The sequence below is a fragment of the Haloechinothrix salitolerans genome, assembly GCF_042662605.1.
In the GTDB taxonomy this organism is placed as follows: Bacteria; Actinomycetota; Actinomycetes; order Mycobacteriales; family Pseudonocardiaceae; genus Haloechinothrix_A; species Haloechinothrix_A salitolerans.
Genome location: NZ_JBHSXX010000001.1, coordinates 6,376,983 through 6,398,645, shown reverse-complemented (window position 1 = coordinate 6,398,645; position 21,663 = coordinate 6,376,983). Strand labels below are relative to the sequence as shown.

Here is a 21,663-nt window from a genome sequence, read left to right as displayed (position 1 = left end):
CACAGCCCGAGGTAAGTTGATCGACTTCGCGGGGCGGGCGCGGTGAATGCGTCTTTCGCCGCACCGCACCCCACGACGTCGCCCGCTACGCCGCCCGGAGTACGGTCCGTGGTGTGTTTCCCGAACAGCGACCACGGCGGTTGCGGAGCACACCGGCGATGCGGCGGCTGGTGCGCGAGACGACCGTGCGGCCACGACAGCTGATCCTCCCGATGTTCGTCGCCGAGGGGCTGTCCGAACCGAAGCCGATCGGCAGTATGCCCGGCGTGGTGCACCACTCGCGCGACTCGCTGCGCAAAGCAGCCGCGGACGCGGTGTCAGCGGGCGTCGGCGGCGTCATGATCTTCGGGGTCCCGCGTACGCACGACGCCACCGGCTCGGCGGGCAGCGACCCGGACGGCGTCCTCAACGTCGCGCTGCGCGACCTCCGCGCCGACCTCGGCGATGACACCGTGATCATGGCCGACACCTGCCTCGACGAGTTCACCGACCACGGCCACTGCGGCGTGCTGGACTCCGAGGGCGGAGTCGACAACGACGCGACGCTCAAGCGCTACGCCGAGATGGCCGTCGCACAGGCGGAAGCGGGCGCGCACATGCTCGGCCCGAGCGGCATGATGGACGGCCAGGTCGCCACCATCCGCGCGGCACTGGACGACGCGGGGCACTCAGATGTCGCGATCCTGGCCTACGCGGCCAAGTACGCCAGCGCGTTCTACGGCCCGTTCCGCGAGGCCGTCAACTCGCAGCTCAAGGGCGACCGCAAGACGTATCAGCAGGACCCGGCCAACGCTCGCGAGGCGATCCGCGAGATCGAGCTGGACATCGCAGAGGGCGCCGACGCGGTGATGGTCAAACCCGCGATGTCGTATTTGGACATCGTGTCGGCCGCGGCGGAGATCTCCGACGTCCCGGTCGCGGCCTACCTGGTCTCCGGCGAGTACTCGATGGTGGAAGCCGCCGTCGAGCGTGGCTGGCTCGACCGCGAGCGCACCGTCGTCGAGATGCTGACGTCGATCCGCCGCGCTGGCGCGGACATGATCCTGACCTACTGGGCGGCCGAAGCCGCGGCGTGGCTGGACTGAACCCGTGACCGGACCGTACGGACCTAACGACCCGGACGAGGACGGCCCGTCCGATGACACCGAGTACCCGGTCGACGAGGCCGAACGCGCGGCGCTTGGGTTGCCGCCACTCTCGTCTGACCGTCGTGAACGTCCGGACCCGCCCCAGCTCGTGCGGATCTCAGTGCTGCTGTGGGTGCTCTCGGCGGTCGTTATGGTCGCCGGGTTCGTGTTGATGCTCGCCAACCAGCGGGCGATCACCGAGGAACTGCTCGACGCCTACGAGACGGCGCGGCGCGCCGGCGAGTCGATCGCCAACCGGGAAGGCATCACCGACTCGGACATCGAGGCAGGCGTACCTGGGTTGTTATGGCTGCTGTTCGCCGGCTCGGTGATGATCGCGGGCCTCATTGGACTGTTCGCGTACCGGGCGCGGGAAGGCACCCGTTCCGCGCGCACCGCGTTGGCCTTGCTGACCCTGGTGCTGCTGGCCTTCGTTGTCGGGATGCCGTCGGCGTTCGTGAACCCGCTGCATGTAGTCGCGCTCGTGCTGGCCGCCGTCGCGGCGGTACTGCTTTTCCTGCCGAACGTGTCGGGGTACTTCCCGCCGCTGCCACGTATGCGCAGACGTTGGCGGGATTTCTCGTGACCACCGACGCCATCGACGTCCGTTACGAGGAACCGGCCGCGAGCTGGTGGGCGTTGCTGTTCGGGCCGGGCTTCGCGCTGGTGGGGATCCTGTTCGAAGTCCTCACACCCGGCCCCGTGCTGTTCCCGGTGTGGCTCATCGCCGCGCTAGCGCTCACCGGATTCACCGCGATGTGGGTGTACGCCCGAAAGCGGTATGCCGTTGTCCGGCTGACATCCGAGTTGTTGCGGCAGGGGGAGGAGTCGCTGCCGGTTGAGCGCATCGCCGCCATCTTGGACGAACACGACGAGGGGGAGAGCGGTACCGAGGACGACAGTGCCGCGCGACCGCCACGCGCGTCACGGGTCCTCGGCGGCGGTCTCGCCGCGCCGAGGAAGTACGACGAGTTGCCGCTGCGCCTTGACGACGGCAGGGTAGTGCTTGCGTGGGCACGAGATGGGCAGGCCCTGCGCACGGCCTTGCGTGAGCTGCTGTCAGCCTGACGGTTGACGACGTGGGGCATGCCCTGGTGTGAGAGGCTGGTTTGGTGAGCGTGACGAGCAGCAGCGAAAGCAGCGCGCTGGAGGCGGACGCGGACCCCGCACCGCGCGACGCGCGGGATGCGCGACAGGAACCCCGGCTGAACCAGCCGGTTCGCGCGCTGGTCGCTGTCGCCGAGGTAGCACTCGCCGGTGTCGCGGTGTGGCTGGCGTTCCGGTTGTGGTCGCACGGCATCACCGAGATCCAGACGTCTATCGGCGAGGGCAGGACGGTCACGCTGACGCGCTACCACGGCGATGCCATCGCCGCCGCCATCGGACTCGGCACGCTGGCCTCGCTGTTCCTGCTCGATGCCGTGCGGCAGTGCGTGCTCGCGGTGCGGGCGCGTCCGGTGCGCGCGAAGCAGAAGAAACGCGCGGAGCGCGAGCAGGAGACCACCGACGTCACCGCGCGGGGCTTCGCCTCGTAGCGCCGCACAGCTCACGCCTGGCCAAGGCCACTGCGGCGGTGGTGCGGCTCGCCTGGGAGACTGCGGGTATGAGTTTCGAGCAGTCGCAGGCATGGTTCGATCGCGCGACAGCGGTGACACCCGGCGGTGTGAATTCCCCGGTGCGGGCGTTCAGTGCGGTCGGTGGCACACCCCGGTTCATGGTCTCCGGTGAGGGCGCGTACCTCCGCGACGCCGACGGCAACCGCTACGTCGACCTCGTCGCGTCCTGGGGCCCGATGATCCTCGGCCACGCGCACCCCGCCGTCGTGGACGCGGTGCGCTCGGTCGCAAGCTCCGGCCTGTCGTTCGGCACGCCGACCATGGGCGAGGTCGAGCTCGCCGAGGCATTGATCGAACGTGTCGCGCCGGTGGAGCGGGTCCGGCTGGTCAACTCGGGCACCGAGGCCACCATGAGCGCGATCCGTCTCGCGCGCGGCTTCACCGGACGCAGCAAGATCGTCAAGTTCGCGGGCTGCTACCACGGCCACGTCGACGCTCTGCTCGCCGAGGCTGGGTCCGGCGTCGCCACGCTCGGGCTGCCGAAGACGCCCGGCGTCACCGGCGCGTCCGCAGCCGACACCATCGTGCTGCCGTACAACGACGTCGACGCCGTGCGGAAGGCGTTCGCGGACCACGGTGGCGAGATCGCGGCGGTAATCACCGAGGCCGCCGCTGGCAACATGGGCGCGATCGCGCCCCGCGACGACTTCAACGCCGAGCTCAAGCGTCTTGCCAGCGAGCACGGCGCGCTGCTTGTCATGGACGAGGTGATGACCGGGTTCCGCGTCTCGTCGTCCGGCTGGTACGGCATCGACGGCGTCGCTGGCGACCTTTACACCTTCGGCAAGGTCATGTCCGGTGGGCTGCCCGCCGCCGCGTTCGGTGGCCGCGCCGACGTCATGGCCTCGCTCGCGCCGAGCGGCCCGGTCTACCAGGCGGGCACGCTCGCCGGGAACCCCGTCGCCGTCGCGGCTGGCCTGACGACGTTGCGCAACGCGGACGCCGACGTCTACCGCGCGCTTGACACCAACGCCCAGCGGCTCGGCGGCCTGCTCGATGAGGCGCTGACCAAGGCAGGTGTCGCGCACACCGTGCAGTACGCGGGCAACCTGGTGTCGGTGTTCTTCACCGAGGAGCCGGTGCACGACTACGCGGGCGCCGCCGCCGCTGAGACGTTCCGGTTCGCGCCGTTCTTCCACGCCATGCTCGAACAGGGTGTCTACCCGCCGCCGAGCGCGTTCGAGGCGTGGTTCGTCAACGCCGCCATGGACGACGAGGCGTTCGAGCGGATCGAGGCCGCGCTGCCGAAGGCCGCGCGGGCCGCGGCGGAGGCCACCAGATGACCCGGACTGTGGTGCACTTTCTCCGCCACGGCGAAGTGCACAACCCGGACGGAATCCTCTACGGGCGGCTGTCCGGGTACAAGCTGTCTGAGCTGGGGCAGCGGCAGGCCATCACGGTCGCCGAGACCCTGGTGCACCACGACATCGCGCACGTCGTCGCGTCGCCGTTGCAGCGAGCGCGAGAGACGGCGTCGCCGATCGCCGCGGCGCATCGGCTCGACGTCGCCACCGACGATCAGCTGATCGAGTCGGAGAATGCCTTCGAGGGGCTGCGGGTCTCGGTTGGTGATGGCGTGCTGCGGCAGCCGAGGCACTGGCCGAAGCTGCGCAACCCGTTTCTACCGTCGTGGGGAGAGCCGTACCGCGTCATCGCGCGCCGGATGCTGGGCGCGGCCTACCGGGCACGCGCGGCCGCCGACGGCCGTGAGGCGGTGTGCGTGTCACACCAACTGCCGATCTGGACGTTGCGGCGGTTCCTCGAAGCGCGTCCGCTGTGGCACGACCCTCGCAAGCGGCAGTGCTCGCTCGCCTCGTTGACCAGCCTCGTCTTCGAGAACGAGACACTGGTGAACATCGAGTACTGCGAACCGGCAGGCCACACCGACCCGAAGGTGCGCGGCGCATGAGATCCCGCCGCCTGGCCGTGCTGGCCGCCGTCGTGCTGCTCGCGCTGACAGCGTGCAGCACGGGTGACGACGCCGTCGTCACCGGCGGCCAGTTCAACTTCGTCGCGCCAGAGGGCAAGACCGAGATCTTCTACGACGGCGCCGATCGGCAGTCGCTGGAGATCTCCGGCGAGGACCTCTTCAACGAGGGCGAGACCATTTCGACGGCGGACTTCGCTGGCAAGGTCGTCGTCATCAACATCTGGGGCCAGTGGTGCGGCCCGTGCCGCCGGGAGGCGCCGGAACTGCAAGAGGTCTACGAGAAGACCAAGGACGACGGCGTCGTTGTGCTCGGCATCGACGTCCGCGACCACTCGCGCACCGCGCCGCAGGACTTCATGCGGGACAGGGGCCTGACATATCCGTCGATCTACGACCCGCCCGGTCGTTCGCTGCTGCCGCTGAAGGGCTATCCGCGCAACATCGTGCCGTCCACGATCGTGCTGGACAAACAGCATCGTGTCGCCGCCGTCTTCCTCAAGGAACTACTCGCGGAAGACCTACTGCCCGTGGTGCGACGGCTGGCCGACGAACCCGACGCATAGACGTTGCCCGGCAGCGGTAGGACGTACGTCACTGCCTACCCTGAGCTACGTGGAGTCCATCACCGAGTTAGCGATATCGGGTCCGCTGCTGCTCGCGGCGGGACTCGCGCTGCTCGCGGGGATGATCTCGTTCGCGTCGCCGTGCGTCGTGCCGCTCGTGCCCGGCTACCTCGCGTACCTCGCCGCGCTGGTCGGGGCGGACGCCCCCGCCGTCAACGCCGCCGAGGCCGAGCAACGCACGAAGCAAGGCCGCTACCGCGTTGTCGGTGCGGCCGCGTTGTTCGTCATCGGATTCACCGTCGTCTTCGCCGCCACCGTTGGCAGCCTGGTGTGGCTGGCCGACGCGTTGCTGGTCAACCAGCAACTGCTGGAACGCATCGGCGGAGTGCTCACCATCGCCATGGCCCTCGTCTTCCTCGGCATGGTGCCGATGCTGCAACGCGAGGCGCGTTTCCACGCCGTGCCGAAGATCGGCGTGGCGGGCGCGCCGGTGCTTGGCGGCATCTTCGCGATCGGGTGGACGCCGTGTATCGGCCCGACCCTGGCGGGTGTCCTCGCGATCGCCAGCTCCACCGGTGATACGGCGGCGCGCGGCTTCTTCCTCGTGCTGGTCTACTGTCTCGGCCTCGGGCTGCCGTTCGTTCTGATCGCGTTCGGCGCGCGATGGGCCGTCCACGCGACCGACTGGCTGCGCCGCAACGGCCGCAAGGTCCAGCTCGCTGGCGGTGGGCTGCTGCTTGTCGTCGGGATCGCGCTCGTCACCGGATTGTGGGGCGAGCTGGTCGGCTGGATGCGCGACGCCTTCATTTCCGACGTGGAGCTGCCACTGTGACCAGCGACCGGCAGACGGAGACCGAGCCCAGCGCCTACCGTGCCACGCCCGCCCGGCGCGCGCTCGCGTTCATCCGCAATACCTGGCGCGGCTTGACGTCGATGCGTACCGCGCTGATCTTGCTGTTTCTGCTCGCGCTCGCGGCGATGCCCGGCGCGATGCTGCCGCAGCGTTCGCTCAACGAACCGAAGGTGCGCGAGTACATCGCCGAACACGGTTGGTGGGGCGAACTGCTGGACGACCTCGGCTTCTTCGCCGTCTACGGCAGCGTGTGGTTCGCCGCGATCTACCTGCTGCTGATGATCTCGCTGGTCGGCTGTCTCGCACCGCGCAGTGTTGAGTATTTCCGGTCGATGCGCGCCAAGCCGGTGCTCACGCCCCGCAACCTGTCTCGGCTGCCGCACCACGCCACCGGCACCGTGGCCGGCGATGCCGACGACGTCTTCGCGGCGGCCCGCTCGCGGCTCAAGGGCTGGCGCACGACGGAACGCGACGAGGGGGATGGGTACAAGAGCATCAGCGCGGAGAAGGGCTACCTGCGCGAGACCGGCAACTTGTTGTTCCACTTCGCGATGCTCGGACTGATCATCGCGTTCGCCGTCGGCAAAATGGTCACCTACGAGGGTCAGGTCATCGTGCATGCCGACGGCTCGGAGTTCTGCAATTCCGGAATCTACGCCTACGACTCGTTCAACCCCGGCCTTCGGGTGGATGGCACCGAGCTGACGCCGTTCTGTGTGCGCGTGAACGACTTCGAGCCGACCTACACCGACATCGGCCAGCCGATCGAGTACCGCGCGGACATCGAGTACTCGTCGGGCGACGACCTCGCGACCAACACCTGGCGGCCGTACCAGCTCGAGGTCAACGAGCCGCTACGCACCGCTGGCGACCGCGTCTATCTGCTCGGTCACGGCTTCGCGCCGGTGTTCACCGTGACCTTCCCGAACGGGGAGAAGCGCACCAAGGCGACGCAGTGGCGGCCAGCCGACCAGACGACGCTGCTCTCCGACGGCGCGACGAAGTTCGACCCGCCCGGCATCACCGACTCGGAGCAGCGTAGGGACAAGCAGCTCGCGGTGACTGGGCTGTTCGCGCCGACCCCTGTGTTCAACGGCAAGATCCTCAGCTCGGCGGGCCCAAGGCTGACCGACCCGGCCGTCGCCGTCGACATCATGCGGGGCGACCTCGGCATCGACTCCGGCTACGGCCAGTCGATCTTCTCGATCGACCAGTCTCAGGTGGAGAAGGGCGCGCTGGAGCGGGTCGCGCGGGAGAACCTGCGGGTCGGCGAGTCCATCACGCTGGAGGACGGTACCGAGGTTTCGTTCGACGGTGTGCGGCGCTGGGTGTCGTTGCAGGTCTCCCACGATCCGACGCAGGTGTGGGTGCTCGGCTTCGCCGTGGCGATGCTGGTCGGGCTCGCGCTGTCGCTGCTGGTCAAGCGGCGGCGCGTGTGGGTTCGCGTCGCCCCTGCTGCCGACGTGGAAGGCGGGGGACGTACCGTTGTCGAGGTCGGTGGCTTGGCGCGCACCGACCAGGCGGGCTATGGCGACGAGTTCGATGAGATCGCCGCTGACCTGCTCAATCAGGACACGAGGAGTCCGTAATGCCGGTTGACGAGACGCTGTCGCGGTTCAGTGACTGGTCGTACAACACCGCGACGCTGATCTACGTGCTCGCGATGGTGTTCTTCGCCGTCGAGCAGGCGTTCGGCCGCGCGGGTCGGCTGCGTGCGGAGCGCACGGCGGCGCCGCGGCGTGAGCTGGTAGGTGCCGCGGCGAGCGGACCGAGCGACCCGGCGAGCCTGACTCCGACGTCGAACGCGAGCGGCGCGTCCGCCACCCCGCCGCTGACGCCCGCCGCGCGGCGTTCGACGTCGCGGGCGGCCCGGTTCGGCCGGATGGGCGTCTCCCTGACGGTGCTCGCCGCGCTGCTGCATCTGGCGGCGCTGGTGCTGCGCGGGTTGGCGACGAGCCGGGTGCCCTGGGGAAACATGTACGAGTACATGATGGCGGTCTGCCTGATCGCGGTCGTCACCTGGCTTGTGGTGCTGCGGAAGTACCCGTCGGTGCGGCACCTGTCGGCGTTCGTGTTGCTGCCGGTCGTTGTCCTGCTGTTCATCGGCGGCACGATGCTGTACGCGACGGCGGCCCCCGTCCAGCCCGCGTTGCAGTCGTACTGGCTGATCGTGCACGTCGCGGCGGCGATCGTGTCGTCTGGGATGTTCCTGGTTCCGGGTGTGGCGAGTGTGCTCTACCTGATGCGCGCCGCCCATGAGTCCAACTCGTCCCGGTTCGCGAAGCTGGCGGGTCACCTGCCCGGCCGCCAGGTCCTCGATCGCGTCTCCTATCGAACCACCGTGCTGGCCTTCCCCATCTACACGTTCGGGGTAGTGTGCGGCGCGATCTGGGCTGAGGCGGCGTGGGGCCGGTTCTGGGGCTGGGATCCTAAGGAGACGGTCGCGTTCGTGGCCTGGGTGGTCTATGCCGCCTACTTGCACGCCCGCGCCACCGCGGGCTGGCGAGGCAAGCCCGCCGCGTGGATCAACGTGACCGGCTTCGCGCTGATCGTGTTCAATCTCTTTTTCATCAATCTGGTCACGGCTGGCCTGCATTCCTACGCCGGAGTGGGCTAACACGGTGATGCGTGTGGCGACATATGCACCAGGGCGGGCTGGCGGCTACCGTCGTTGAGGACGGGACACGGGTGATCTTTTCGCGTGCCCAGCGACACACAGGAGGACCGGAGTGAGCGAGCCGAACCACGAAGCCACCTCGGCGTACCCAGGGCGGACGGATGCCGCTGGCGTCGATGATTCCGGCGGCGTCGATGACGTCGGTGACCTGGGCGACGTGGGCGACATCGACCAGGCGCCCTCGGATGGCCGTACCGACTCGCACGAGTTCCCCGCGACCCACGGCCAGCATGCGGCCGCTCCATTGCCGCCAGTAGGGCATGACGAGGTGCCGCCCGTCGTGCCTGAGGGCGATCCGTACGCGACGCCGCGGTACCAGCAGCCGTATCAACCGCAGCACGCCGCACCGCAGCAGCCCATGCCAGGGCAGCCGCCGGTGCCGGGGTATCCGCAGCAGCCACCCCTCGACCAGCAGCAACACATGATGCCGCCGATGGGGCAGCAGTACCCGCAGCAGCCGCCGCACCCGCAGCGGGGCAGGCATGCCGCTGGCCCGAACGGCGACCTCGCGTCGGCGCACCTGATCCGGCCGGTGAAGCGGCGGCCGCAGTCCGGTTGGCGCAAGGCCGTGTACGTCGCGAGTGGCAGGCTGATCAACCCCGGCGAGAGCCCGGAGGACCGCAGAAAGCGCGAGCTGATCATGCGGGTCAACCAGCCGCTGCGTGGCTGCTACAAGATCGCGATGCTCAGCCTCAAGGGCGGTGTCGGCAAGACGACCATGACCACGACGCTCGGCTCGACGTTCGCCTCACTGCGCGGGGACCGTGTGGTCGCCGTCGACGCCAACCCCGACCGTGGCACCCTGTCGCAGAAGATCCCGATGGAGACGACGGCGACGGTGCGGCATCTGCTGCGCGACGCCGACAGGATCACCCGCTACAGCGACATCCGCGCGTACACGTCGCAGGGGCCAAGCAGGCTGGAGATCCTCGCGAGCGAGCAGGATCCCGCCGTCTCGGAGGCGTTCTCCGAGAACGACTACCGGCGCGCGATCGATTTGCTCGAGCACTTCTACAACATCGTGCTGACCGATTGCGGCACCGGGCTCATGCACTCGGCGATGAAGGGCGTGCTCGAACTGGCCGACTCGCTGGTCCTGGTCTCGTCTGGCTCGGTCGATGGAGCCCGGAGCGCCTCGGCGACGCTGGACTGGCTGGACGCACACGGCTATGGCGAGTTGGTGAAGCGCTCGGTCGCGGTGATCAACTCGGTGCGACCGAGGGCGGGTTCGGTGGACCTTGACAAACTGGAGGCGCACTTCGCGGCGCGCGTTCGTGCGGTCTGCCAGATCCCGTTCGATCCGCACCTGGAAGAAGGGGCGGAGATCGAGCTGGACCGGTTGCACGATGCCACCCGGACCAAGTTGCTTGAACTCGGCGCGGCCGTCGCGGACGGGTTTCCCGGTCAGTAACGACGACTTCGCTACCAGTGTCCGCTGGCAGGCGTGATCCCGGCCGCGCGCGTTCGTAGCCGGGGCTACTCCTCCTCGTCCTTCTTCTTGCGCTGTTGCTCGCTGAGCTTGCGCAGGAAGTCGGGGTCGTCATCGGGAGCGACCTGCGGGCGCTCGCTTGTCACTCCGACGCGTTCGGAGGCGACATACGCACGCCACAGCAGCACCGCGATCGTCACCGCACCGACAGCGGCAAGCAGATAGTGCATCCTCGCTCCTTCCGTGGCGGTAGGTGCCTACTACGAGAGTAGCCCGGTGGAGCTGAGATGTGTGTAAACGCATCGAGCCGAAGGCGGCAGGCGGGTGCGACCCGGCACTCCCTGCCGTCTTCGGCTCGATGCCTACGCCGAGGTGATCCCGGCGATCACTCGACGAGGTCGGTGGCTTCCGTCGTGAGCTTCGCGAGTAGCTCGTTGACCTCTTCCTCGCGGAACCTGCGGTGCCCACCGGGCGTCCGGATCGATCCGATCCGTCCCGCGGCTGCCCACCTGGTCACCGTCTTCGGGTCGACACGGAACAGGGATGCCACTTCGCCAGGGGTGAGCAGACGTCCCCCCGACTGAGGCACTGTTGCGGTCATCCTTCGAGCCTCCTTTACGACTTTCGCTACGATCCCCGCATGACGTATGTGCGGCATACGGACGCCCACGGATGGGCAAATAACACCACAATCATTGCACCGGACGCGCCGAGTACTCGAACGGTTGGCTGATAGTAAAGGGGAGGTAAGGGACTTTAGGGGTATGAATCGGGCGTTGGTCGCCCCATATGGCGGTATGGATGTTCCTCGTATCCCGCCGCAACCCGCGAAGACCCACTCACCCACGCACGGTACCGGCAGGGTCCTGGGGTCATTCGGTCCGTTAGGGAAAGCGTAACGTGGTCTTTTGTGAGTGAACGGACCAACGACCGCTTCGGCGTCGACTTGACGCTCTATTTGCTTGCGCGGCTCGGCCTCGTCGCCCTGGTCACGGCGCTACTTGTCGCGTTCGCGGGCGCGCCGCCCCTTGTCGCGCTGATCGTCGCGCTTGTCGTCAGCTTCCCGCTCAGCCTATTGCTGTTCCGAGGGCTCAACGCGCGCGTGACCGCGGGCCTCGCGGTCAGGGGGGAACGTCGCAAAGCCGAGAAGGCGCGATTGCGCGCCGAGTTGCGCGGTGACCGCGACGCCGAGCGGGGCTCGGACGTGGGTTCCGACGGACGCGCCGAAGGGGGTTCCGAGGGGTGAGCCGTCCCGATCCCGCGTGGGTGGACGAGGCGGTGCGCGTCATCGACGCCGACGCCAACCGCAGCGCGGACACCCACCTCCATGTCTTTCCGCTGCCGCCGGAGTGGGGCATCGACCTGTATCTCAAGGACGAGTCCGTGCACCCGACCGGCTCGCTCAAGCACCGGCTTGCGCGCTCCCTACTGCTGTATGGGCTGGTCAACGGCGATATCGGGCCGGATACCGTGCTGGTCGAGGCGTCGAGCGGGTCGACGGCGGTGTCGGAGGCGTACTTCGCCCGGCTGCTCGGGCTCGACTTCGTGACCGTTGTACCGCGCGGCACGAGTAAAGAGAAGATCGAGCTGATCGAGTTCTACGGCGGGCGTTGTCATTACGTTGACCGGCCGCCGGACATCTACGCCGAGGCGGAGCGGCTGGCGGCGGAATGCGACGGGCATTACCTCGACCAGTTCACCTACGCCGAACGCGCGACCGACTGGCGCGGCAACAACAACATCGCCGAGTCGATCTTCGCGCAGATGCGCCAGGAACGGCATCCGGTGCCGACCTGGGTCGTCGTCGGTGCTGGTACCGGCGGGACGAGCGCGACGCTGGGCCGGTACGTGCGCTATCGACGTCATGCCACCCGGATCGCGGTGGTCGATCCGGAGAACTCGTCCTTTTACCATGCCTGGCGCACCGGTGCGATGGACTACTGCACCGGGATGCCGTCCCGGATCGAGGGCATCGGACGTCCTCGAGTGGAGCCGTCATTCCTGCCAGGCGTGATCGACGAGGTGCTGCCGATTCCGGACGCCGCGTCGTTCGCCGCGATCCGGCTGCTGCGGGAAAGGACAGGGCACTGGGCAGGCGGCTCGACGGGCACGAACCTGTGCGGCGCGTTCCAGCTGATCGCGCGGATGCTGGCGGAAGGCCGCACCGGGAGCGTGGTGACGCTGGTCTGCGACGGCGGCGAGCGCTACGCGCACACCTACTACGACGACGGCTGGATCGCGGAGCAGGGGTTGGACCTCGCGCCGCACCGCGAGCAACTGGAGTCGTTCCTCGCGACAGGGCGCTGGTGTCGAACGTGAGTCGTTGTGGTTGCTGTTGCGACCACAACGACTCACGTTCGGCTATGGCGCTGCCGTCAGCACCGCGCCGGTCACCACCGCCCATAGCAGCAATGCCAGCCCGGTGTCGGCCAGCACCGGGATGAGCGCGCCGCCGGTCGCGCGGCTGAGGACCGTGCGTACCGGGCGAATCAGTGCCAGCGCCGTGATGGTCGCCAGCAGCGCGGGCGGGAGTTTGAACGCCATCGCGATGGTGACCGCGAACGGGGTAATGACCAGCACGAGGTACAGCCGCCGCGTGCGGACGTCGCCGAGCTTGACGGCGAGGGTGCGTTTGCCTGCCTCGGTGTCGCTTGGGATGTCGCGGAGGTTGTTGGCCAGCAGTACGGCCGAGGAGAACGCGCCCACCGCGACCGCGCTGCCGAGTGCGAGCAGGCTGACCGTGCCCGCCTGGACGTACACGGTGCCAAGGACGGCGGCGAGGCCGAAGAACACGAACACCGCGATCTCGCCGAAGCCCGCGTAGCCGTAGGGGCGTTTGCCGCCGGTGTAGAACCACGCGCCGCCGACGCACGCCGCGCCGATTACGAGCAGCCACCACGCGCCACTGAGGACGACAAGGGAAAGCCCCGCGATGCAGGCGAGCACGAAGCTGCTCAGCGCGGCGGCGAGCACGGACTTCGGCTCAACGGTGCCGGACCCGACCAGCCGCAGCGGGCCCACGCGCTCGTCATCGGTGCCGCGGACGCCGTCGGAGTAGTCATTGGCGTAGTTCACGCCGACGATCAGTGCCAGCGCGACGATAAGCGCCAACGTCGAGCGCAGCCACGAGAAGGCGCCCAGTTCGGCGGCGGCGCCCGCCCCCACGACGACCGGTGCGATGGCGTTGGGAAGCGTGCGCGGTCGTGCGCCCCGCACCCATGCGGTGATCGTTGCCATGGGGTGCATTCTTGCCGACGTCGAGTCGCCGGGCGGTGTGCGGTCGCGGCGCGGCGGCTGACACCTAGCGACCACCGTGGCTACGCCCGATGCCGCCGTCACGGTCACAAGGCGAGGTCGAGGACGTCATGATCCCAGGAATCGGCGCACGGCGTCGCGGTCTGGCTTGCCCGGTCCCCTTAGCGGGAGCTCCGGCAGGAATCGGACCCGCTTGGGTGTGGACGGTGCGCCAAGCGCGGTCCGGACGTGGGCTGAGAGGTCGTCCGGGGTTGGTGCCTGGCCAGGGTCCTCCGGAACGATGGCGGCGACGACCGCCTCGCCCCAGTCGGGGTCCGGCACACCGACCACGCAGGTGTCCCGCACGCCCGGGTGCGAGCGCAGGACGTCTTCGACGGCGTGGGCGGCCACCTTCACACCGCCGGTGTTGATGACGTCGTCCGCGCGCCCCAGAATCTCTACGCGGCCGTCCGGTGTGATGCGGCCGAGATCGTTGGTGTGGAACCAGCCGTCCCGGAACGCCGCCGACGCGGACGACGCTGCGGCGTCTTCTAGGTAGCTATCCGCCAGCACCGGGCCCGCGAGCCGCACGCGACCAGCCGGTACGCCCGACGCCGTCGCTCCCCGCGCACCCGTTGCCGTCTCGCCTGGTGCGTCCGTCGCCACGCGTACGCCGTCAAGCGGGACGCCGTCGTACACGCAACCGCCCGCGGTCTCGCTCATGCCGTACGCGCTGATCACGCGGACGCCATGGCCCTCGGCGCGCTCGCGCAGTTCGGCAGGCAACGCGGCGCCGCCGATGATGACGGCGTCGAAGGACGCCGCGGCGTCGGCTTGTCCGGCGTCGAGTAGCCGGGCGAGTTGGGTTGGTACCAGCGCCGTGTAGCGCGGGCCGTCGTCCGACAGGGCCTTGCTGGCCTGCGCGAACTCTTCAGGTCGGAAGCCGCCCGACAGGTCGAGCACGCCCGGCTCCGTGCCAGCGAGCAGCGAACGCACCAGCACCTGCAGACCGCCGATGTAGTGCGCGGGCGTGGCGAGCAGCCAATGCCCGGGCCCGCCGAGTCGTGCGTGTGTGGCTTCCGCCGACGTGGTGAGCGCCCGAGCGGACAGCAGCACGCCCTTCGGCGTCCCGGTGGAGCCAGACGTCATGATCACCACGGCGGCGGACGGCCGAAGGTGGCCTTCGGTACACGATGCGTGCCGAAGGCCACCTTCGGCACGCCCCGGCACAAGGGGCAGCACGGTCTCGCCGCCGTCGAGCGCGTGCGCCAGCGCCCGCGTCAGCGCGCGTACGGCTTCCGGCGAGCCGTCGACGTCCACCACCTTCACCTGGCCCATTCTGCGGGACGGTGCGGGGCGCGGTGTTGTGAAGGCGTCGTTCGCGACACATAGCGTTGCGAACAACGCCTTCACGAAAGTCGCCCCTGCCCGAAATCGGGCACGAATATTGCCGAAACGCCTGACTGGGTGACACGCTGAAGCTCGTGCCCGCTCCCGACCACCCGCCGCAGGATCTCGTCCAGCACGTCGCGGGGACGACGGGGCTGCCAGAGAGTGTCGCGGCGCGCGTGATCGCCGACGTCATCGCCTACTACGGCGAGACGCGCGAGGAGTACGTCCGGCGACGACACGCGGAGTTGCGCCGCAGGGGTCGCAGAAACGCCGAGGCGTGGACGCAGATCGCCGCGGAACTGGCGCGGCGGCCGGTGGGCGCGGGCGAGGTGACGGAGCGCCAACTGCGGCGCATCGTCTACGGCTAAACCGAGGAGGGACACATGTGCGGCATCGTCGGCTACGTCGGCGGCAGGAAAGCGACCCCAATCCTGCTCGAGGGCCTGCACCGGTTGGAGTATCGCGGCTACGACTCGGCGGGCATCGCGGTGCCGCACCGGGCTCGGCTCAAGGTCACCAAGGCGGCCGTGCGTGTCGGTGAGCTGCGTGACTTGGTTGGCGACGGCCTGCCAGCGACGTCCGGCATCGCCCACACCCGCTGGGCTACCCACGGCGAGCCGACCGACGTCAACGCTCACCCGCAGCAGGACACCAGCAAGCGCATCGCCGTCGTCCACAACGGCATCCTGGAGAACGCCGACGAACTGCGTGCGCGACTCACCGCTGACGGCGTCACCTTCGCATCGGACACTGACACCGAGGCGATCGCGCACCTGGTCGCCAAGGCACTCGACGACGGCGCGGAGTCGCTGGAGGCGGCGGTGCGCACCGCGCTGCAGGATGTCGAGGGCGCGTACGGCATCGTCGTGATCGACGCGACGAAGCCGGGGGAGCTGGTCGTCGCGCGCAATGGCAGCCCGATCGTGCTGGGGGTCGGCGACGGGGAGATGTTCGTCGCGTCCGATGTCGCCGCGTTGGTGCGCTACACGCAGAGCGTCGTCTACCTGGACGACGGCGAGCTGGCCACCCTCACGGCGGACGACTACCGCACCAGCACTCTTCAGGCCCGCAGCACCGCGAAGTCACCCACCACCGTGGACGTCGACGACGCCGACTTCCAGCTCGACGGCTACGACAACTTCATGCACAAGGAGATGCACGAGCAGCCGGAGGCGATCCGGCGGGCGTTGCTCGGCAGGCTCGACGAGCGGTTTTCCACGGCGCGGCTCGGTGGTATCAACCTGGACGCGCGGGCGCTGCGGGCTGTGCGCAGCGTGAAGTTCCTCGGCTGCGGTTCGGCGTACTACGCGGGCCAGATCGGCGCGAATCTTGTCGAGGAGCTGGCGCGGCTGCCAGCGGACGCCGAGCCGGCGTCGGAGTTCCGCTACCGCAACCCGGTGATCGATGGCGACACGCTCTACGTCGCCGTCAGCCAGTCGGGCGAGACCGCGGACACTCTCGCCGCCGTCCGTGAGCTGCAACGCAAGGGCGGGCAGGTGATGGGCGTCGTCAACGTCGTTGGCAGCGCCATCGCGCGGGAGTGCGGCCACGGTGTCCTGCTGCACTCGGGGCCGGAGGTGTCCGTTGCGTCCACCAAGGCCGTGACCAGCATGAGCTTCTCGTTCGCACTGCTGGCTCTGCTGCTCGGGCGGGTGCGGGACCTCTCGGTCGCCAATGGCACCCGGATCGTGAACGGCCTCGCCGCGTTACCCGACCTGATCAGCGACATCCTGAAGACCGAGGACGAGATCGCCGAGGTCGCCGACCGCTTCCACGACGCGCGCGGGATGTTCTTCATCGGCCGTGTGCGGTGCTGGCCCGCCGCGCGCGAGGGCGCGCAGAAGCTGAAGGAGATCTCCTACGTCCACGCCGAGGCATATCAGGCGTCCGAGCTGAAGCACGGCCCGTTGGCGCTGATCGACGAGACCATGCCGTCGGTGGTGCTCGTCCCGGACGACGAACTGCTCGCGAAGAACATCGGCACCATCGAGCAGATCAAGGCGCGCGGTGGCCCGGTGATCGCGGTGACCAACGCCGAGCTGCCCTCGGGGCTGGCCGACGCCGAGATCCGTGTGCCGCACGCGACGCCGGAGCTGGACCCGATCCTGCTGACGATCCCGCTGCAACTGTTCGCGTACCACCTCGCGCTCCGCCTGGGGCGGGACATCGACAAGCCGCGCAACCTGGCGAAGAGCGTCACCGTGGAGTGAGCGGGTGGCGCTACGCCTCCGCGAGCGCCGCGATGCCGTCGAGCGTTGTCCGCATGCCGGCGCGGAGGTCGTCGAGACGGTAGGCGACGATCGCCTCTTCCCGATCCGGCGCGCGGTCGATGGCGAGGCTGAGCCCAGATGGCCCCGGCCCCAACCGCGCGGACTGCCGCAGCAGCGTGACGTTACCGTCCGGGCCGTCCGGCGCCAGTTCGAACCGCCACGTCGCCGATGGTGCGTCCGGCTTCGCGTCCGCGCCGCCGAAGACGTCGTCCGGGTCGTACACGGACCAGGCGAACACCCGCTCCGGTACGAGTTCGACGATGCGGGAGAGCGTTCGCCACTCGCCGAGGATCTGGTTTCGGTTGTGGCCGATGAAGCGTGCGCCGAGTGCGGGGCCGGTGGCGCCGTCGACCCACTCCACGCGGTGCAGCTCAGGGCTGAATCGGGCAGGTAGTTCGATGTCCGTCACCAGCGACCACACCCGCGAGGGCGTCGTCCGCACCCGGCGTTCGACCTGTGCTTCCGGTCCGTCCGCGTACCTCACTAGCACCTCCTGAACCCACGGTGTTGATCAACTTACCCCACGGTGTGACCAGGTCACGTCCGCGATGTCCGGTTCTCGTGGTCACAGCCGAGGGGAAGTAGATCAACACCGCCAGCGAGTCAGTAGAAGTACGGGTACGACGTCCAGTCCGGCTCTCGCTTCTGCAGGAACGAGTCCCGGCCCTCGACGGCCTCGTCCGTCATGTACGCCAGCCGCGTCGTCTCGCCGGCGAACAGCTGCTGCCCGACGAGGCCGTCGTCGACGAGGTTGAACGCGTACTTCAGCATCCGCTGCGCCGTGGGAGACTTGCCGTTGATCTCCCACGCCCACCGCAACGCCTCCGCTTCCAACTCAGCGTGCGGGACGACGGCGTTGACCGCCCCCATGGCGTGCATCTGCTCGGCGTCGTACGAACGCCCCAGAAAGAAGATCTCCCGCGCGAACTTCTGCCCGACCATCTTCGCGAGGTACGCCGACCCGAATCCGCCATCGAATGACCCGACGTCGGCGTCGGTTTGCTTGAACCGCGCGTGCTCGGCCGAGGCGAGTGTGAGATCGCACACCACGTGCAGCGAGTGGCCGCCGCCAGCGGCCCAACCCGGCACAACGCAGATCACGACTTTCGGCATGAAGCGGATCAACCGCTGTACCTCGAGAATGTGCAGCCGACCGGCCCGCGCCGGGTCCACCGTGTCGGACGTCTCGCCGTCGGCGTACTGATATCCGGTCTTGCCCCGAATACGCTGGTCACCACCGGAACAGAACGCCCAGCCGCCATCGCGCGGCGACGGTCCGTTCCCGGTGAGCAGGACGGCGCCGACGTCGGAGGACATCCGCGCGTGGTCGAGCGCCCGGTACAGCTCGTCCACGGTGTGCGGGCGGAAGGCATTGCGCACGTCAGGACGGTTGAAAGCGACCCGGAGCACGCGCTTACCGGAGCGGCTCTCGGTGGAGCGGTGATAGGTGATGTCGGTGAAGTCGAACCCGTCGACCTCCTCCCACGCGGAGGCGTCGAACAGTTCGGACACTCGTGTGGCTGGCATGTCTGGGAGAATATGCCGTGTGCCGACAGCCAGTGATCGCAGCGGGGCCGCCCGGTGAACCCGTCGACAGCCCAGGCGAGGGTGCTCGTCGATGAACTGGTGCGCAACACGGTGTCGCACGTCGTGCTGTGCCCCGGCTCCCGCAACGCGCCGCTGTCGATGGCGCTCTACGACGCCGCGGAGGCGGGCCGGGTCAGCCTTCACGTCCGCATTGACGAACGCTCCGCTGGCTTCCTCGCGCTGGGCATCGCCGCCCGCACTGGACGTCCAACCGTGGTCGTCTGCACGTCGGGCACCGCTGCCGCGAACTTCCACCCCGCCGTCCTGGAGGCCGACCGCGCGGGGGTGCCTCTAATCGTCCTCACCGCTGACCGGCCGCCCGAGCTGCGCGCGGCGGGCGCGAACCAGGTGATCGACCAGGACCGGCTCTACGGCGACGCCGTCCGCTACTTCAACGAACTTGCCATCGCCGACACCCACACCGGCCAGAACGCCTACTGGCGCAGCCAGGTCTGCCGGGCATGGAACGCCGCCTACGGCGAGTGGCGTTCGGGCCCGGTGCACCTCAACGTCCCGTTCCGGGAGCCGCTGGTGCCGGACGTCGGCCCGGACGCTGACACCTGGCCCGAACCGCTTGACGGCAGGCCCAACGGCCAGCGCTGGACCGAGCTGCCGGACTACGGCGCGCTGCCCGCGTTCGTCGTCCCCTCCACGCGCACCGGGCTGGTCATCGCCTGCGACTCCGGCGTGGCCGCCGCTGCCGAGTGGGCGGAAGCCAATGGGTGGCCGCTGATCGCCGAGACCGGCGGCGCTGGCGTGTCCGGTGACTCCGCGATCACCAGCGGCGCGTGGCTGCTCGCCGTGCCGGAGTTCGTCGCGGCGCACAAGCCGGAGCAGGTGCTCTGCATCGGACGTCCCACGGTGTTCCGGCAGGTGCAGCAGCTTCTCGCGGACGCCGACGTCGAGGTTCTGCTGGTCCGGCCGGACACCGACTGGCCAGCGCCCGCGCACAACGTCCGGCAGGTGGGGCAGTGGTTCGCCGAGCCGACCAAGCCCGCCGACCCGGAGTGGCTGGCGCGGTGGCGCGCCGCCGACGTCGCCGCGCGCGAGGCCGTGACCACCGCGCTCGCCGCCGAGCCGTGGCCGTCCGGACCCGCCGTCGCCGCCGACGTCATGGCCGCGCTGCCGCCCGATTCGTTGCTGGTCGTTGGCTCTTCCAACCCCACCCGCGACATCGCCCTCGCCGCCGGTCCGGTGCGCCCTGACCTGCTGGTGCACCGCAACCGGGGTGTGGCGGGAATCGACGGCACGGTGTCCGCCGCCGTCGGCGCGGCGTTGGTGCACCACGGACCGTCGTACGCGCTCCTCGGCGACCTGACGTTCCTGCACGACAGCAACGGCCTGCTCACCGGCACCCTTGAGCGCCGCCCGGACCTGACGATCGTGGTCGTCAACGACGACGGCGGAGGCATCTTCTCCCTGCTGGAACAGGGCGAACCGGCACACGACCGCGGTTTCGAGCGGGTCTTCGGCACACCGCACGGCGCGGACATCGGCGCGCTCTGCGCGGGTTACGGCGTCCCACACGCCCGCGTGACCAGCAGTAACGAGCTGCAGGCCGCACTGGGCCAGCCGGAAGGGCTACGCGTCGTCGAGGTCGCCATCGAACGCGACGCTCGCAGGGACCTCCACGGCAGGCTGCGCGCGGCCGTCTCCCGCGCGGTGCGGGATGGCTGTGCGCGTGGGGATGCGTGACGGGACAGCAGTAGCCTTTGCGAGCGTGACGACGATGGCGCGGCAGCGACGGCGATGGCGAATCGCGCGCTGGGTCGTGCTCGGGGTGGCGGGCCTGATCACGCTACTGATGCTGGTTCTCGTGCTCGCGGCGTACCGCAACGACAGCGCGATCGAGTCGAATCTCGGCTCGGCCAACGCCGAGGTCTTATCCGTTGAGTGGGATCGCACCATCGTCCGTTTCGAGACCGCCGACGGCGCGGTGCACATCTCGCAGGATGGCGTGCTCTACCCGGAGGGCCTCGCCGAAGGGCAGCTGGTGCACGTCGAGTACGACGCGACCAACCCCGACCTGGTCCGCGTCGCTGGGAGGACGTTCACGCTCAGCCTGCTTCCCACTGGGGCCACGATCGCGATCACTTGGCTCATCGCCGCCCCGCTCGCCGTGTGGCTCCGCCGGCGCGAGTCCCCCGCTTGAGTGCCGCGAGTCCCACGTTGTGGCGGGATCCGAATCCACCCCGACTAGGCTGCACCTCATGTCCCGCGCGAGCCTCGACAAGGACCCCCGCGACGTCGCCGCGATGTTCGACGACGTCGCCAGCGGCTATGACCGGGCCAACTCGGTCATGACGTTCGGCTTCGACCGCCGCTGGCGCATCACCACCGGCAGGGTGCTGGGCGCCAAGCGGGGGGAGCGGGTGCTTGACCTCGCCGCGGGCACGGGCGTGTCCACGGTGGAGTTCAGCCAGGCGGGCGCGTGGTGCGTCGCCGCCGACTTCTCACTCGGCATGTTGCGCAGCGGCAAGCACCGTGACGTGCCGATGGTCGCCGCCGACGCGCTCCGGCTGCCGTTCGCCGACGAGAGCTTCGACGCCGTGACGATCGCGTTTGGACTGCGTAACTTCGTCGACACCAAGGCCGCGCTGACGGAGATCGCCCGCGTCGTCAAACCTGGCGGCAGGCTGGTGATCTGCGAGGTGTCGACGCCGCCGTTCGCGCCGATCCGGCTGGTGCACGAGAAGGTGCTGATGCGTGCGCTGACCTGGCTCGGCAAGCGTCAGTCGTCCAACCCCGAGGCGTACTCCTATCTCGCCGAGTCCATGGCCGCGTGGCCGGACCAGCGTCGGCTCGGCGAGATCATCGCCTCGGCAGGCTGGGAGAACGTCGAGTGGTTGAACCTCACCTTCGGCGTGGTCGCGGTGCACCGCGCGACGAAGCCGGAGTAGCCAGGCGCGGCCCCGGCCTTGTCGCGAGTGGATCTTGAGCGTTTGTGGTCGTCCGGACGACCAGATCCACTCGGCCCGGTACCGC

Annotated in this window: 24 protein-coding genes; 18 read left to right on the top strand and 6 right to left on the bottom strand. The window is 69.1% G+C overall.

Going from position 1 to position 21,663, the window contains the following annotated elements:
* The first annotated feature begins 113 nt into the window (after nucleotides 1–113).
* From hemB to ACFQGD_RS30585, 11 genes are all read left to right on the top strand, one after another.
* Complete coding sequence (hemB, locus tag ACFQGD_RS30635) at nucleotides 114–1,085, top strand: porphobilinogen synthase (protein ID WP_345391156.1); 972 nt, start codon at nucleotides 114–116, stop codon at nucleotides 1,083–1,085.
* Nucleotides 1,086–1,089: 4 nt separating this feature from the next.
* Nucleotides 1,090–1,713, top strand: a complete 624-nt coding sequence (locus tag ACFQGD_RS30630) for a hypothetical protein (RefSeq protein ID WP_345391153.1) — start codon at nucleotides 1,090–1,092, stop codon at nucleotides 1,711–1,713.
* Complete coding sequence (locus ACFQGD_RS30625) at nucleotides 1,710–2,195, top strand: hypothetical protein (protein ID WP_345391150.1); 486 nt, start codon at nucleotides 1,710–1,712, stop codon at nucleotides 2,193–2,195. The genes ACFQGD_RS30630 and ACFQGD_RS30625 overlap by 4 nt, the downstream gene beginning before the upstream one ends.
* A 44-nt stretch (nucleotides 2,196–2,239) precedes the next feature.
* The gene (locus tag ACFQGD_RS30620; RefSeq protein WP_345391147.1) at nucleotides 2,240–2,662 is read left to right on the top strand and encodes a hypothetical protein; all 423 of its coding nucleotides are present in this window, start codon (nucleotides 2,240–2,242) and stop codon (nucleotides 2,660–2,662) included.
* A 68-nt stretch (nucleotides 2,663–2,730) separates the two neighbouring features.
* A complete protein-coding gene (gene hemL, locus ACFQGD_RS30615; protein ID WP_345391144.1) occupies nucleotides 2,731–4,026 on the top strand; it encodes a glutamate-1-semialdehyde 2,1-aminomutase in 1,296 nt (431 codons plus the stop codon).
* Complete coding sequence (locus ACFQGD_RS30610; RefSeq protein ID WP_345391141.1) at nucleotides 4,023–4,652, top strand: histidine phosphatase family protein; 630 nt, start codon at nucleotides 4,023–4,025, stop codon at nucleotides 4,650–4,652. The genes hemL and ACFQGD_RS30610 overlap by 4 nt, the downstream gene beginning before the upstream one ends.
* Nucleotides 4,649–5,236 (top strand): TlpA disulfide reductase family protein, encoded by a 588-nt coding sequence (locus ACFQGD_RS30605; protein WP_345391138.1) that lies wholly within the window; start codon nucleotides 4,649–4,651, stop codon nucleotides 5,234–5,236. The genes ACFQGD_RS30610 and ACFQGD_RS30605 overlap by 4 nt, the downstream gene beginning before the upstream one ends.
* A 49-nt stretch (nucleotides 5,237–5,285) precedes the next feature.
* A complete protein-coding gene (locus ACFQGD_RS30600; RefSeq protein ID WP_345391135.1) occupies nucleotides 5,286–6,068 on the top strand; it encodes a cytochrome c biogenesis CcdA family protein in 783 nt (260 codons plus the stop codon).
* The gene (gene resB / locus ACFQGD_RS30595; protein ID WP_345391132.1) at nucleotides 6,065–7,678 is read left to right on the top strand and encodes a cytochrome c biogenesis protein ResB; all 1,614 of its coding nucleotides are present in this window, start codon (nucleotides 6,065–6,067) and stop codon (nucleotides 7,676–7,678) included. The genes ACFQGD_RS30600 and resB overlap by 4 nt, the downstream gene beginning before the upstream one ends.
* Nucleotides 7,678–8,706, top strand: a complete 1,029-nt coding sequence (ccsB, locus tag ACFQGD_RS30590; RefSeq protein ID WP_345391129.1) for a c-type cytochrome biogenesis protein CcsB — start codon at nucleotides 7,678–7,680, stop codon at nucleotides 8,704–8,706. The genes resB and ccsB overlap by 1 nt, the downstream gene beginning before the upstream one ends.
* Before the next feature lie 112 nt (nucleotides 8,707–8,818).
* Nucleotides 8,819–10,177 (top strand): MinD/ParA family ATP-binding protein, encoded by a 1,359-nt coding sequence (locus tag ACFQGD_RS30585; protein ID WP_345391126.1) that lies wholly within the window; start codon nucleotides 8,819–8,821, stop codon nucleotides 10,175–10,177.
* A 65-nt stretch (nucleotides 10,178–10,242) separates the two neighbouring features.
* On the opposite strand, the gene ACFQGD_RS30580 is transcribed toward ACFQGD_RS30585, so the two are convergent.
* Nucleotides 10,243–10,425: a hypothetical protein gene (locus ACFQGD_RS30580; RefSeq protein WP_345391123.1), complete on the bottom strand. Its 183-nt coding sequence runs from the start codon at nucleotides 10,423–10,425 to the stop codon at nucleotides 10,243–10,245.
* 155 nt (nucleotides 10,426–10,580) lie between these two features.
* Nucleotides 10,581–10,796, bottom strand: a complete 216-nt coding sequence (locus tag ACFQGD_RS30575) for a BldC family transcriptional regulator (RefSeq protein ID WP_034267129.1) — start codon at nucleotides 10,794–10,796, stop codon at nucleotides 10,581–10,583.
* A gap of 309 nt (nucleotides 10,797–11,105) precedes the next feature.
* On the opposite strand from ACFQGD_RS30575, the gene ACFQGD_RS30570 reads away from it, so the two are divergent.
* Both ACFQGD_RS30570 and cds1 read left to right on the top strand, forming a co-directional pair.
* Nucleotides 11,106–11,441, top strand: coding sequence for a DUF4229 domain-containing protein (locus ACFQGD_RS30570; protein ID WP_345391114.1), 336 nt, complete (start codon nucleotides 11,106–11,108; stop codon nucleotides 11,439–11,441).
* The gene (gene cds1 / locus ACFQGD_RS30565) at nucleotides 11,438–12,514 is read left to right on the top strand and encodes an L-cysteine desulfhydrase Cds1 (RefSeq protein ID WP_345391111.1); all 1,077 of its coding nucleotides are present in this window, start codon (nucleotides 11,438–11,440) and stop codon (nucleotides 12,512–12,514) included. The genes ACFQGD_RS30570 and cds1 overlap by 4 nt, the downstream gene beginning before the upstream one ends.
* Nucleotides 12,515–12,556: 42 nt before the next feature.
* Here the strand turns inward: cds1 and ACFQGD_RS30560 are convergent, their stop codons facing one another.
* Together ACFQGD_RS30560 and menE are read right to left on the bottom strand one after the other, a co-directional pair.
* The gene (locus ACFQGD_RS30560; RefSeq protein WP_345391108.1) at nucleotides 12,557–13,432 is read right to left on the bottom strand and encodes a 1,4-dihydroxy-2-naphthoate polyprenyltransferase; all 876 of its coding nucleotides are present in this window, start codon (nucleotides 13,430–13,432) and stop codon (nucleotides 12,557–12,559) included.
* A 126-nt stretch (nucleotides 13,433–13,558) separates the two neighbouring features.
* Nucleotides 13,559–14,758, bottom strand: a complete 1,200-nt coding sequence (gene menE / locus ACFQGD_RS30555) for an o-succinylbenzoate--CoA ligase (protein WP_345392394.1) — start codon at nucleotides 14,756–14,758, stop codon at nucleotides 13,559–13,561.
* A gap of 155 nt (nucleotides 14,759–14,913) precedes the next feature.
* Between menE and ACFQGD_RS30550 the strand changes: the two genes are divergently transcribed.
* A complete protein-coding gene (locus tag ACFQGD_RS30550) occupies nucleotides 14,914–15,189 on the top strand; it encodes a hypothetical protein (protein ID WP_345391105.1) in 276 nt (91 codons plus the stop codon).
* Nucleotides 15,190–15,204: 15 nt separating this feature from the next.
* Nucleotides 15,205–17,031, top strand: coding sequence for a glutamine--fructose-6-phosphate transaminase (isomerizing) (gene glmS / locus ACFQGD_RS30545; protein WP_345391102.1), 1,827 nt, complete (start codon nucleotides 15,205–15,207; stop codon nucleotides 17,029–17,031).
* Nucleotides 17,032–17,041: 10 nt separating this feature from the next.
* Here glmS and ACFQGD_RS30540 read toward each other — a convergent pair whose 3' ends face one another.
* Together ACFQGD_RS30540 and ACFQGD_RS30535 are read right to left on the bottom strand one after the other, a co-directional pair.
* Complete coding sequence (locus tag ACFQGD_RS30540; protein WP_345391099.1) at nucleotides 17,042–17,575, bottom strand: SRPBCC family protein; 534 nt, start codon at nucleotides 17,573–17,575, stop codon at nucleotides 17,042–17,044.
* Nucleotides 17,576–17,694: 119 nt separating this feature from the next.
* Nucleotides 17,695–18,618, bottom strand: a complete 924-nt coding sequence (locus tag ACFQGD_RS30535; protein WP_345391096.1) for a 1,4-dihydroxy-2-naphthoyl-CoA synthase — start codon at nucleotides 18,616–18,618, stop codon at nucleotides 17,695–17,697.
* A 54-nt stretch (nucleotides 18,619–18,672) separates the two neighbouring features.
* Between ACFQGD_RS30535 and menD the strand changes: the two genes are divergently transcribed.
* Genes menD through ACFQGD_RS30520 form a run of 3 tightly spaced genes read left to right on the top strand, consistent with a single transcriptional unit; the run spans nucleotide 18,673 to nucleotide 21,578 of the window.
* Nucleotides 18,673–20,373 (top strand): 2-succinyl-5-enolpyruvyl-6-hydroxy-3-cyclohexene-1-carboxylic-acid synthase, encoded by a 1,701-nt coding sequence (gene menD, locus ACFQGD_RS30530; protein WP_345391093.1) that lies wholly within the window; start codon nucleotides 18,673–18,675, stop codon nucleotides 20,371–20,373.
* 34 nt (nucleotides 20,374–20,407) lie between these two features.
* Nucleotides 20,408–20,830: a DUF3592 domain-containing protein gene (locus ACFQGD_RS30525; protein ID WP_345392391.1), complete on the top strand. Its 423-nt coding sequence runs from the start codon at nucleotides 20,408–20,410 to the stop codon at nucleotides 20,828–20,830.
* Nucleotides 20,831–20,888: 58 nt separating this feature from the next.
* A complete protein-coding gene (locus tag ACFQGD_RS30520; RefSeq protein WP_345391090.1) occupies nucleotides 20,889–21,578 on the top strand; it encodes a demethylmenaquinone methyltransferase in 690 nt (229 codons plus the stop codon).
* The last annotated feature ends 85 nt before the right edge of the window (nucleotides 21,579–21,663 follow it).